At 66.5% G+C, this 12,761-nt stretch carries 10 protein-coding genes; 6 read left to right on the top strand and 4 right to left on the bottom strand.

What is annotated here, in order from left to right; genetic code table 11:
• Positions 1-81: 81 nt before the first annotated feature.
• The 3 genes from H0523_RS32235 to H0523_RS08685 form a co-directional block, all read right to left on the bottom strand.
• Entirely contained in the window at positions 82-363 is a 282-nt protein-coding gene (locus H0523_RS32235) for an OST-HTH/LOTUS domain-containing protein (RefSeq protein WP_231689744.1), read from the bottom strand.
• 39 nt (positions 364-402) lie between these two features.
• Complete coding sequence (locus H0523_RS32230) at positions 403-792, bottom strand: NYN domain-containing protein (RefSeq protein WP_231689745.1); 390 nt, start codon at positions 790-792, stop codon at positions 403-405.
• Positions 793-977: 185 nt separating this feature from the next.
• A complete protein-coding gene (locus H0523_RS08685) occupies positions 978-3,095 on the bottom strand; it encodes a TonB-dependent siderophore receptor (protein WP_054429745.1) in 2,118 nt (705 codons plus the stop codon).
• A 243-nt stretch (positions 3,096-3,338) separates the two neighbouring features.
• Between H0523_RS08685 and H0523_RS08680 the strand changes: the two genes are divergently transcribed.
• The 4 genes from H0523_RS08680 to H0523_RS08665 all read left to right on the top strand — a co-directional run bounded on the left by H0523_RS08680 (position 3,339) and on the right by H0523_RS08665 (position 8,721).
• Positions 3,339-4,325 carry a helix-turn-helix transcriptional regulator gene (locus tag H0523_RS08680; RefSeq protein ID WP_180180049.1) on the top strand — a complete coding sequence of 329 codons (987 nt, stop codon included), beginning with the start codon at positions 3,339-3,341 and terminating at the stop codon, positions 4,323-4,325.
• A 122-nt stretch (positions 4,326-4,447) separates the two neighbouring features.
• A complete protein-coding gene (locus H0523_RS08675) occupies positions 4,448-5,080 on the top strand; it encodes an RNA polymerase sigma factor (RefSeq protein ID WP_082404375.1) in 633 nt (210 codons plus the stop codon).
• The gene (locus H0523_RS08670; RefSeq protein WP_082404377.1) at positions 5,070-6,101 is read left to right on the top strand and encodes a FecR family protein; all 1,032 of its coding nucleotides are present in this window, start codon (positions 5,070-5,072) and stop codon (positions 6,099-6,101) included. The genes H0523_RS08675 and H0523_RS08670 overlap by 11 nt, the downstream gene beginning before the upstream one ends.
• 202 nt (positions 6,102-6,303) lie before the next feature.
• Entirely contained in the window at positions 6,304-8,721 is a 2,418-nt protein-coding gene (locus H0523_RS08665) for a TonB-dependent receptor (RefSeq protein WP_054429748.1), read from the top strand.
• Between the two features lie 116 nt (positions 8,722-8,837).
• Here the strand turns inward: H0523_RS08665 and H0523_RS08660 are convergent, their stop codons facing one another.
• Positions 8,838-10,751: a B12-binding domain-containing radical SAM protein gene (locus H0523_RS08660; RefSeq protein WP_054429749.1), complete on the bottom strand. Its 1,914-nt coding sequence runs from the start codon at positions 10,749-10,751 to the stop codon at positions 8,838-8,840.
• A 255-nt stretch (positions 10,752-11,006) separates the two neighbouring features.
• Here H0523_RS08660 and H0523_RS08655 point away from each other — a divergent pair, with 255 nt between their 5' ends.
• Together H0523_RS08655 and H0523_RS08650 are read left to right on the top strand one after the other, a co-directional pair.
• A complete protein-coding gene (locus H0523_RS08655) occupies positions 11,007-11,414 on the top strand; it encodes a hypothetical protein (protein ID WP_054429750.1) in 408 nt (135 codons plus the stop codon).
• A gap of 204 nt (positions 11,415-11,618) precedes the next feature.
• Positions 11,619-12,614: an AraC family transcriptional regulator gene (locus tag H0523_RS08650; protein WP_231689746.1), complete on the top strand. Its 996-nt coding sequence runs from the start codon at positions 11,619-11,621 to the stop codon at positions 12,612-12,614.
• Positions 12,615-12,761: the final 147 nt, after the last annotated feature.

The raw sequence follows: 12,761 nt of genomic DNA, 5'->3' as shown, positions 1-12,761 counted from the left end.
GTATGCAAATATTACCTGAACTAAAAATACCCCTGATCCTAGGAACAGCACGAAGCCATAGCGACGCCCGACTTCTCTGCTTTACTTTCGTTTCAGCCGAATGTGCATATCCGTGATGACGGATGGATCCCCGACTTCTTTTATCTCGATATAAGGTTGGGCACGCACGAGCCCGCCCAGCTTGGCAAAACCATAATTGCGGGAATCAAAAGACGCGTTATTTTTGACGATATACGACCCGACCGCTCCCAAAGGTGCCCATCCGTTGTCACGGGCAGTGTTTTCAATGGCCCTGGCCAGCAACACCTTCAACTCCCCGCTCTCAGCAGCTTCGGCATCGGCTTTCGGCAGGTCATGCAACACCTCGAAGAAGATGAACTTGTCGCAGGCCGCGATGAAGGCCTACGGCGTCTTTCGTTCGCCCAACCCATAAACCACCTTACCCGCCTCTCGCAGCCGGGTCGCGAGCCGCGTGAAGTCGCTGTCGGAGGACACCAATACGAACCCGTCCACGTTACCCGCGTACAGCAAGTCCATGGCGTCAATGATGAATGCGGAATCGGTGGAGTTCTTCCCGAAGGTATAAGCGAATTGCTGAATGGGCTGGACTGCGTGCCGGTGTAGCTGAGCTTTCCAGCCGGCCAGATTTGAAGTGGTCCAGTCTCCATATGCGCGCTTCACCGTCGCAGTCCCGTATTTAGAGACTTCCCCAAGCAGATCTTGAATCACCTTCGCCGAGGCATTGTCCGCATCGATGAGCACCGCCAATCTGCTCACATCACCATTGGCCATGGTCTTCTCCTCCTGTTATGGATGTCGGATTCGATCAAATGCTGCCTGCCAAAAACGCTCGCTATTGATTGCTTTACTCAGGATCGACCCGATTCTAGTGGATTGCCAATCCAGTTAGCCTTCGTGAAGGATATAGACTAGATCGCGGATGCCGGCTAATTCATCCAATCATTATCCCGCCCTCCTCACCACTGATACCCCACCTTCAAACTGACCACCCTCCCCGCCCCCGCGAAGCAGCCGTTATCCAGGTCATAGCATCCCCCGCTATACCGCTTGTCCGTCAAGTTCGACACATTCAACTGCACCTTTGTCCCTTTCAAGCTGGGCACCTGCCGCCCCAGGTCGTAATGCAGTTGCGCATCCACCAAGGTGTATCCCGGCACGCGGAAATCCTGCAGCGTCTTGTATCCGCCCCAGCTTCCGCCGTTATGCCGCACCCCGAGCGCCGCGCCCAGGCCGGAGGGCGCATCCCACGCCAGCCAGACGCCGCCAAAGCGCGTCGGCACGCGCGACGGCGTCCTGCCCACTTCGTTGGCATTGCCCTTGGTGTATTCGACGTTCTGCCAGGTATACGCCGCGATCACGCTCCACTGCGGTGACAGCCGCGCATGCGCTTCCAGTTCCAGCCCGCGCGAGCGGACTTCGCCCGACTGCACGGATAGGCGCGGGTTGGCGGGGTCGGCGCTCAGCACGTTGGTCTGGGTCAGGTGGTAGATCGCCGCGGAGAACAGGGCGTCCCAGTTCTCCGGCTGGTACTTGAGGCCGGTCTCGAACAACTCACCCCGGGTCGGCTTGAACGGCTCGCCGCTGGCGGACAGGCTGTTCACGGGTTCGAAGGACTGCGCGTAGGTCGCATACGGCGCCAGGCCATTGCCGAAGCGATACAGCGTGCCGACGCGCACGGTGGTGGCCTGGTCCTTCTGCGTGAAGCCGCTGTGCCATAGCCTGTCGATGGCGTCGATGGTCGACCAGTCCTGGCGCACGCCGACGGTGGTGTGCCAGTTGCCCAGCGCGATCTGGTCCTGCACGTAAAGGCCGGTCAGCGTCGAGCGCATGCCCTTGTCCATGACCGTGGGCGGGACGGGCTGCGGCGCGCCGTAGACGGGGTTGTAGAGGTCCAGCTTGGTGCCGTTGTAGGTCGTGCGGTAGTCGCCGTCGCCGCGCATCTGTTCCCACACCAGGCCGGCCAGCAGTTCATGGCGCGCGGCGCCGGTGGCGAAGCGCCCTTTCAGCTGGTTGTCCAGGGTGACGCTGTTGTAGCGTTCGGTGGAACCCAGCACCTGGCGGTCGATGGTGCGCAGGTCCGGCTGCAAGGCGGCCAGGACCACGGCGTCATAGTCGCTGTCGACGCGGGTGTAGCGGCCGTTCAAACTCATCGACCAGTCGTCCGCCAGCCGCTGGTCGAACTGGTAGCCGACGGCGCGGATGGTGCGCGCGAATGTGTCGTAGCCCGGCTCGCCCACGTTGAAGCGGGGTGGCAGCTGGCCGTGGGGGTTGGGCAGTACGCTGCCGATGCCCGGCACCGACGAGATCATGCCCAGGCCGGGATCGTCCTGGTAGCGCGCGTACAGCGTGAAGCGGGTGGCGGCGCTGGGTTGCCAGGTGAGCGAGGGCGCGACCGCGCGGCGGCGCAGCCAGGTGTCGTCCAGCTGGCCGTCGCTGTTCATGGCGGTGCCGACGACCCGGAACAGCAGCGTGCCGCGTTCGTCGGCCTTGCCGCCCAGGTCGAACGAACCGCGACGGTAACGGCTGGTGCCGCCTTCCAGTTCGATGAGGCGCACGGCGTCTTCGCGCGGCAGCTTGCTGGTCAGGGCGATGACGCCGCCGGGCGTGGAGGTGCCGTACAGCACCGAGGCGGGACCGCGCAGCACTTCCATGCGTTCGAGCAGGAAAGGATCGACCTGCTGGCCGCCGAAGACGATGCCGCGGCTCAGGCGCATGCCGTCCAGGAAGGTGTCGACGGGGCCGTTGTCCGTGGTGAAACCGCGGATGCTCATGTCGTCATAGGCGGTGACGGCGCCCCAGGATTCGGTGGCGACGCCGGGCGCGTAGCGGAAGGCCTCGTTGACCGAGCGCACGTTGCGCGCGTCCATCTGCTCGCGGGTGACCACCGAGAGGGACTGCGGCGTCTCGATCAGGGGCGTGTCGGTGCACGTGGCGGAACTGGAGCGGCGCGCCACCACGCCGTCGTCCTGCGGGATGCCGACGACCTCGACGGACGGCAAGGTGGGCGCGTTCCCCGCCTTGGCCGCTTCGGCCGCCAGCACCGCGCCGGGCTGGGCCCAGGCCAACAGCAGCAAATGAAATCCGACAGTAAGAACCCGGGGCGATGCGCATCTGGCGCGGGATTGGAAGATCATGAGCGTGGTCCGTTTGTTTGATGGCATGCATCCCGAGACCCGGCGCGTGTCGCCGGCGCGATGTATGGACATTGCTTTGAAGCCGCTCCATTTAATATTGCGTCTCATTCCTTTAACTACCCGGATCGGGTCGCAGCCCCCGAAACGGTTCCCCGGCACCGCTTTATGAAGACCCACCCCGACATGCCGCGCCACGCCGCCCCTTCCGCCCTGCCCGACTTGCCCACGTCCTCGATGTTCGACACGGACTTCCTGGCGCACTTCCTGCCGGGACAACGGCACCGGTTGGTCTACGTGCAAGTGGCGGAAGGCATCGAGCTGTGCCACTGGCAAAGCGCGTTCGAGCAGCCGTTCACCGTACACACGCGTGACGACGGCGGCCGTGTATTGCTGTCGTATCAACTGCGCGGCGATACCGATTGCTGGCTGGAAGGCAGCGTCGCCGGACAGGGCGAGGCCGTCAGGGAAACGTCCGGCTGCGTGTACTACACGCCGGATCGTCGCGGACGCTTTGTCCAACAGGGGGTGTGCGAGAGTCTGACCGTTGCGCTGCGGCCGGACGTGCTGCGCACGTGGATCGAGGACGAAGAGGACGCGCCGCTGCGGCGCTCACTGGACTCCGGCAGCTGCTTTCGCACCGGCTACCGCGGCGAAAAGCTGCATCAAGCCGCGCTGGCCATCAGCCGCGAGTTGAAGCACCTGCGCACGCCCGCCTGCGACACGCCCGGCGCGCGGCTGATCCGCGAAGCGCAGGCCATGATGCTCACCGGCCTGTTTCTCGAAACCGGCCACGCGGACCTGCGCCGCGCCAATACCGCCACGCCGCAACGGCAACGCCTGATGGCGGCGCGCGACTATCTGCTGGCCGACCTCGCCCACCCGCCCACGCTGGCGCAGATGGCCGCGGAGACGGGCTTGAGCGCCATGCGCATCAAACGCGGGTTCCGCGAGCTGTTTGGGCACAGCGTCTATGGCCTGTTCCAGCAGACGCGGATGCGCGAGGCGCAGCAGCGGCTGCGGGCGGGCAAGGTGACGGTGATGGAGGTGGCGTTCGACCTGGGGTATTCGAATCCCAGCCACTTCGCGGCGGCGTTCCGGAAGGAGTTTGGCGTGGGGCCGGGGGAATTCAAACGCCGGGAAGGATTTGACGGCAGGCAACGCTGCCCGTGATCCGCGCCGCGCCACCCGGGTAAACGCCCGCTTGCACGACCGCCCGCAAACAAACCATAATACGAATCATTCTTACAAAATCCTTCTCGCTCCGCTGGCCGGGGCGGCGTTCTCCTTGCCCGATGTCAGCGCCCTCCCCGCCCCACGCCACCAAGCGGACCACCCCAGCCACGACGCTGCGCGAGTTCGTCGACGAGCTGCTCAGCCACTACCGGGACCTGTATCGGCACCTGACCTATCAGCTGCGCAATTCCGATGACGCCGCGGATATCGCGCAGTCCAGCTTCGAGCGCGCCTACGCCAGCAGCCTGAGCCGCCGTCCGGACGAGAGCCCGGGCGTGGAGTCGTCGCGCGGGCTGCTGTTTCGCATTGCCCACAATCTTTGCATCGATGAAGCGCGCCGCCGCAAGGTGGCGCAGGCCTGGTTGAGCGAGCATGCGCCGCTGCAGGCGGAGCTGACGGCGCCGTCATCCGAGCTGCTGGTGTCGCAGCGCCAGATCGTGGAGCGCGTGGCCGCGGTGCTGGCGTCGCTGCCGCCGCGCCGGATGCAGGCCTTCGTGCTGTTCCGCGCCTATGGCTACAGCCGCGCCGAAATCGCGCAGCAGCTGGGCATTACCGAGGCGGCGGTGGCCAAACACCTGGTGCGCGGAACCCTCGATTGCGCTCGCGCGTTGCGCCATCTGCACCTGGACCTGGGGCCGGCCGGCGCCTGCGCACCCGCGGCATCCGAACCAGTGACGGACGATGGCAACTGAGATGATGCGGGACGGCCCCGACGAAACGCTTGTCGAGCATGCGCTAGGCCTGATTGCCACGTCCGAGATCGCCACGGCGCGCGCCGCCCGCCTGGCGGCGTCCCGGCTGACGGCCTGGCGGCAGCGGGCGCCGGTGCATGAGCTGGCCTACCTGGAGGCCCAACGGCGCTGGCAATTGCTGGCCAGGGTGGCGCCGGACATGCGCGAGCATTTCCAGGAAGACAACCCGGCCGCAAAGGCCCCCGGGCTGTCACGCCGCACGCTGCTCGGGCTGGGCGCGGCGGGCGCCTGTACGGCTCTGCTGGGCACGGGCTGGGCCTGGCGCCGGCCGTTGTATCAGGCGTCCTACGAGACCGGCCCGGGCCAACTGTCGCAGGCCCAGGTGCCCGACCAGGCCGATGGCGGCGGGCTGGGGACGCGCATCGACCTGAGTCCGCAGACGCGGCTGTCGGTCAGCCTCTACCGCCACGAACGGGTGGTGCAATTGAGCCATGGTGAAGCCCTGTTCACGGTGATGCCGGACGCTGACCGGCCGTTCCGGGTGCGCACCCGGGGCGGCGACGTGGAAGTGGTGGGCACGGTGTTCACGGTCAGCGACCGGGGCGGACCGGTGTCGGTCGCGGTGGAAGAAGGCCATGTCCGCTTTCTACCGGCGCCGCGCGATGCGCGCTGGTACACGCTGTCGCGCGGCGGTCCGACCGTGGACCTGCGCGCGCCGGCGGCCGTCAGCTGGCGCAATGGCGAGGTCGACGCCGTGCGGCGCATCGACCCGGAAAGCGTGGCGGCGTGGCGCAACGGCTGGTTGTGGTTCGACAACCAGCGACTGGACGAGGCCTTGCCCGCGATCAACGCGTTCCGGAATCACCCCCTGAAAGCGGCCGACCCGGCGGTCAGCGCCTTGCGGTTGACGGGCCGGTTCCGTAGCGCGGACGCCGGCAACGCCGCCCAGTTGCTGGAGGCCATCCTGCCGCTGCAGGCGGCAACCCGTCCCAACGGCGATGTCGAATTGCGCCTGCGCTGATTTTTTTCGCGCGGGGTGTCTCCGTTTCCGCGCCTCGTCCGTCTTCTGTATCGATAGGCCGCCCAGCAGGGCGACGATTCTCTCGATAGACGGAGTTGAAATGCACCAATTTGGTATGGGTCCGGGCGCGCGTTGCCGACAGGCCGCCCCGAGGCAGAAGGCGTCGCGGACGCAGGCCGCAAGCATGCGGCATACCCCAGGCATGGCGCCCGCATTCCTGCGCGCCGCCCTGTCCCTGGCGCTGGCCAGCGCGGCCGGCTTGCCGCTGGCCGCCCTTCCCGCCCTGGCCCTGGCCCAGGCCGCGACCGATCAACGCTACCCGATCGATCTGCCCGCGCAGCCGCTGAACACGGCGCTGACCGCACTATCGCGCCAGACCAACACGCCGATTATGGCGGCAGGCTCCGCCACGGCGGCGCACCGCGCGCCTGCGGTCACGGGCCGGATGACAGTGCAGGACGCCCTGTCGCAATTGCTGGCCGGCACGGGCCTGTCCAGCGCGGCGCTGCCCGGCGGCGGCTATGCGGTCACCGCGCCCAGCCAGGGGCCCGCCGTCACCACGCTGGCCCCGGTGCAGGTGACGGGCCGCCCGCAATTGGCCGAGCCTTACGCCGGCGGCCAGGTGGCGCGCGGCGGCCGGGTCGGGATGCTGGGGGAACGCGACCTGATGGACACGCCATTCAACCTGTCCAGCTACACGTCCGAACTGATCCGGAACCAGCAAGCCAATTCCATCGCCGACGTGCTGGCCAATGACGCCTCGGTGCGCACGGTCAACGACGGCCAGGGCTCGGTGGCCGGCACCGGCGACGAATTCCAGATCCGCGGCTTTCCGGTGCGCAACCAGGACGTGTCGTTCAACGGGCTGTACGGCATGCTGCCGCTGCGCACCATCGCGATGGACGCGGTGGAACGGGTGGAAGTGCTGAAAGGCCCCACCGCGCTGCTCAACGGCATGAGCCCGCGCGGCAGCGTCGGCGGCGGCATCAACGTGGTGCCCAAGCGCGCCGGCGACGAACCCCTGACGCGCCTGACCGCGACCTACCAGTCCGATTCGCGTTTTGGCGGCATGATCGACATGGGCCGGCGCTTTGGCGAGAACAACGAATTCGGCATCCGCTTCAACGGCTCGTACCGCGATGGCGACACCGCGGTGCAGAACCAGTCCAATCAACTGGGCACGGCCGTGGTGGCGCTGGACTACCGCGGCGACCGGCTGCGCGTTTCGCTGGACGCGGGCCACCAGACCAATGACATCGACGCGCCGGGCGATTCCGGGGTGCTGATCTTCGGCGACAACCTGCCGGTGCCGCGCGCGCCCAAGGCGTCAAAGGGCTATTCGCCTGACTGGGGCTATTCCAGGTCGCGCGACAACTACGGCGTGCTGCGCGCCGAATACGATATCACCCCGCAACTGACGGTGTTCGGCGGCGTGGGCTACCGGCGCAGCGAGAACCGCTACCTGTACGCCGATCCCATCGTGGTCGGCCAGGGCGGCGAACTGCTGATGCGGCCGTATTACTGGCCCAGCTTCGAGCAGAACACATCGTCGGTGTGGGGCGCGCGCGGCAATTTCAATACCGGGCCGGTCAAGCACGAGGTGAGCCTGAGCTATTCCACGTTCGAGCAGCGCGCCGGCTATTACGACTACTACATCTTCGGCATGTCGCCGTCCAACCTTTACGACCCGGTGGAAATTCCCAAGCCGTCCATCGACGGCCTGTCGAGTTCGCCGCCGCGCACCTCGCTGCTGAAGCTGCCCACGATCGCGCTGGCCGACACGCTGTCGTTCGCCGACGACCGCGTGCAGCTCACCGCCGGCGTGCGCCACCAGACGGTGAAGGCCACCAACTACAGCTATGTGACGGGCAAGGAGACCTCGCACTACGACAAGTCGGCGGTGACGCCGGCGTTCGGCCTGGTGGTCAAGCCGTGGGACCATGTCTCGCTGTACGCCAACTACATCGAAGGCCTGACCACCGGCCCCATCGCCCCGGCCGGCACGTCCAACGCGGGCGAGATCTTCGCGCCGATCAAGACCAAGCAGGTCGAGGCCGGCGTGAAAGTGGACTTCGGCTCGGTGACGACCACCTTGGGCCTGTTCCAGATCAAGCAGCCCGCCGGGCTGACCACGTTCAGTGGCGGCGTGACGCGCTATGACGTCAGCGGCGAGCAACGCAATCGCGGGGTGGAGCTGAATGCGTTCGGCGAACTCGCGCCGGGCGTGCGGCTACTGGGCGGCGTGACGTATATCCAGCCGAAGATGACGCGCACCGCCAGCGCCGACACCGAAGGCAACAGCGCCGTAGGCGTGCCGCGCTGGATGGCCAACATCGGCATGGAATGGGATCCGTCGTTTGCGCCCGGGGTGACGCTGAGCGCCCGCGCGCTGTCGACCAGCTGGCAATACCAGAATCTGGAAAACACCCGCCGCATCCCCGGCTGGACGCGCTGGGACCTGGGCGTGCGCTATGCGACGCGCGCGTTCGACCATCCCGTGACGCTGCGCGCCACGGTCAACAACGTGTTCGGCAAGGACTACTGGTCGTCGGCGTCCGAGGGCTATCTGCGCCTGGGATCGCCGCGCTCGGTGATGCTGTCGGCGTCGGTGGACTTCTAGACGGCTGGCGGGGCGTCGATACCCGACGGATACCGGGCCGTGGCGATGGCTCGGTATCCGTGGCTTCACGGCGCGTCGGCACGGGACGGCAAAGCCCGGCCCGGCCGGCAAACGCCCTATGCGTGCTGGCTCAACGCCTTCGCAATCCGATGCCGCCCCACCGTCGTCTTAGGCACCTTGAACGGAAACCAGCTACGCACGTCCTCGTCCAGCCCGATCCCGTGCATGTAGTTGTAGATCGCCTTCTTCAACGCCCGTCCCAGCGCATCGTGATCCACCCCGGTCGGGTCGTCGAAGCCGATGTCGTTCTTGGCGAACGTCACGTCCGGCAGCGGCCGCAGCGTCACGCCGTATTCCTCGGGGTTCAGCCCCACCGGGGAATGCACCGTACAGGCGAAGCGGTGGAAGAACCCGCTCTGGATACAGCCGTTTTCGAACAGCTGGCGCACGTATTCCAGCGCGTCGACGGTGTCCTGCACGGTCTGCGTGGGAAAGCCGTACATCAGGTAGGCGTGCACCAGGATGCCGGCGTCGGTGAAGGCGCGGGTCACGCGCGCCACCTGGTCGACCGACACGCCCTTCTTCATCAGGTTCAGCAGGCGGTCCGAGGCGACTTCCAGGCCGCCCGAGACGGCGATGCAGCCGCTGTCGGCCAGCAGTTCGCACAGCTCGGGGGTGAAGGTCTTCTCGAAGCGGATGTTGCCCCACCACGAGATGCCGGCGTTGCGCGCGATCAGTTCCGTGGCCAGGGCCTTGAGGGACTTGGGCGGCGCGGCCTCGTCGACGAAATGAAAACCGGTCTGCCCGGTTTCCTGCACGATGGCCTCGATGCGGTCGGCCAGCACGGTGGCCGAGGCGCCTTCGTAGCGGCCGATGTAGTCCAGGCTCACATCACAGAAGCTGCACTTCTTCCAGTAACAGCCGTGCGCCACGGTCAGCTTGTTCCAGCGGCCGTCGCTCCACAGGCGGTGCATGGGGTTGAGCATGTCCAGCAGCGACAGGTAGCGATCCAGCGGCAGGCCGTCCCAGGTGGGCGTGCCGACTTCGGCGAAGGCGACGTCGGGCTCGACCAGGTTGACGTAGCGCACCGCGCCGCTGTCGGCGTCGCGCAGGAAGGTGCGCACCAGGCGCTGGCGCGAGCGCTTGCCTTCGACGTGTTCCATCAGCGCCAGCAAGGGGCGCTCGCCGGCGTCGAGGCTGACGAAGTCGAAATAGTCGAAGACGCGCGGATCTTTCAGTTCGCGCAGCTCGGTGTTGACGAAGCCGCCGCCCAGCACGGTGATGATCCTGGGGTCTTGCGCCTTGATGGCCTGGGCGATGCGGAAGGCGGCGTAGACGGCGCCGGGGAATGGCACCGACAGCAGCACCATGGTGGGCTGGTGGCGCGCCAACGCTTCCAGGGTCAGGTCGCGCAGGGTGTCGTCGACCAGGTTCAGCGGCGCGGCCAGCGCTTCGGCCAACGGGTCGAAGGTCGGCTGGCTGCCGGCCAGCGATTCGGCGTAGCGCACGAATTCAAAACGCGGGTCGATGGCGTCGCGCAGCACGTCGGCCAGGTCGTTCAGGTACAGCGTGGCCAGGTGCTTGGCGCGGTCCTGCAAGCCCAGGGCGCCGAAGGCCCAGCCCAACGGGTCGCCGCCCTCGTCGTCCATGTACACATCCAGCGAAGCGAAGCGCGGGCCTTCAGGCAGGAAGTTACGGCCAACGATGCGGTGGGCCAGCGTCGAGTCGCGCCCTTGCAGGAAGGCGATCACCGGGGCGATGGTGGCCAGGTAGCGCGGCTGCATGGCGACGAAGGCCTGGATCGCGGGAGTGTGCTTGTCCAGCGGCAACGCATCCACCCTGGCCGCCACGGCGCGCAGGCCGTCGGGCGACAGCAGGCGCAAGACCAGCGCCAACGCCAGGTCTTCCTGCGTGGCCGTGACGCCGCGGGAGCGCAGGAAGCCGGTCAGGTAGGCGGTGGACGGGTATGGCGTATTGAGCTGCGTCATCGGCGGGATGACGGACAGCACGCGTAGGGGCGTGGCAGACATGAGACACGGCGGGAAATGCCGTCAAAGCGAGGATCGAGGGGGGATTATAGTTACCGGCGGATCCGCGCCGGCGCAACGCGGGAACACAAGGGGCATCGCGTGCTGAATGGAGCCGGTGGTGATTCGGTATTGCGTGATGCCTGCCGATCAGCGCCCGGATACTGATCCGGTATATTCGTTTCACTATCAGCGGGCGCTGCCACCGCCTGCGATGGAACCGCCGAAACCAAGTCGATAGAGGATCCCCCGATAACAATGCCCAATCCGAAACCCGCCCTGTCTGCCCCCCGGCTGCGCCGTTCCGCCCTGGTTCTTCCCCTCGTCCTGCTGGCCGCCTGCGCCGCCCCGACCACGTATCGGCAAGACGTCAGGGGCATTCCGGTCAAGGGAGAACCGCTCACCACCGATCCCCCCTACGTGCTGGAAAAGCTGGTGCCCTTGCTGTCCATCACCAGCGGCTGCAAGGAGACGCCGAAATCCGTGGCTGTCGCGCTGGTCAGCAAGTCCGACGACATCCGCGCCAACGCCGCCGGCACCGCGCTGATCTCGGGATCGGCGCGGGAGGCATGGAATTTCGAGGCCTGCGCCCGGACGATTCCGATGTACGTCACGTATACGTTCACGCCGGATGGGCGGACGGCGTATAAATTCTCGGCGAAATGATTCGGCAGACGGCCCGCTGAACGGCGTCGGGCGGGAAACGGCCTCCCGACGCCACAATGCCGTGAAGGCTCCACGCGGCCACCGCGCCAAATGTCTCATCATTTGCGGCGATTCGTCTCACCGGGCCAGGTCATGCGCTCAGGGCGGAAGACCTCGGGGTAAATTCGGCCGGGAATTCCCTCTCAAGCCGGCCATTCCTGTTCCGTGTCCGAACCCGCACCGCCCTACGCGCCATCCATCAAGCTGCGCAGTTTCCTGCAGATGGCCCCTTACCTCGCCAGTCGAGGCGTGTCCCCGCTCGAGTTCTTCAAGCGTCTGGGCATCTCGCCGAACATTTTCCAGAACCCCGATATCTGGCTGCCCCGACAGGCCTGCTTCCACATCGCGAATGAAATGGCCCGCATTACGCAGGACCCGTTCGGCGGCGCCCATGTGGGGCAGTTGACCGAACTGCGTTCGCTCGGGGCATGGGGCCACCTGGTCTTGCGTTCGGCCAATATCGCGCAAGCGTGCGCCATGGCCGCCAACAATGCGGAAATGCTGCACCAGGGCGGCAGGGTCCGCATCGTCACGGAGGGCCGCAGCACCCGGCTGGTTCACAGCTTCACCGGCCGGCTCGACGCGGATCCGCGGCAGTTCATTCTCGGCAGCCTGGCCGTGCTGCGGAAGATTCCCCTCATGGCCGGCAACGCCTCGGCCATACGGGTGCATCTGAAAACGCCCCGGACACGGGGCGACGACGCCCTGGAGACGAGCCTGGGGCCGAACATCGTGACCGGCGCCGAGCATGACATGATCGAATTCGATCGCGATCTGCTCGACAGCCCCCTGCGCACATTGAAGGACGATGCCAGCAAGATCACCGCGGCGCTGGAATGCGCGATCAATACGGCGAGCCTGCTCGCCACGCATATGTCCGATCAGGACAAGGCCAGACTCGCCTGGATCGCCAGGACCATCGGCCTGTCGCCGCGCACGCTGCAACGACGCCTCAAATCCAGCGGCGTCGATTTCGACGCCTTGCACGACGAGACGCGCCGATGCGAGGCGCTGCGGCTCATGGGGCAACACCGCTATTCCGCCACGGAAATCGCCTACATGATCGGCTACAGCGATCCCTCGCATTTCACGCGCGCGTTCAAACGATGGACCGGGCAGAACCCCGCGCGCTTCCGGGCGGCGCTGCGCCATCGCGCCTGACCCGAAGCCTCGGTGGCGGGACGGGCCGGCGCGCATGCGCTTTTTTGGCACCAAATGGCAAGCCCGCCGCGGACCGTTCTTGTACAGTCCGCCTCGACCCTCCCGCAGCCCAGGCAAGCCACGCGCGAGCAGCGCGTAAGCGCTTTG

It is taken from the genome of Achromobacter insuavis, assembly GCF_902859645.1.
GTDB lineage: Bacteria > Pseudomonadota > Gammaproteobacteria > Burkholderiales > Burkholderiaceae_B > Achromobacter > Achromobacter insuavis.
The sequence above is the reverse complement of the archived record's forward strand: the minus strand, read 5'-3'. Positions and strand labels throughout refer to the sequence as shown.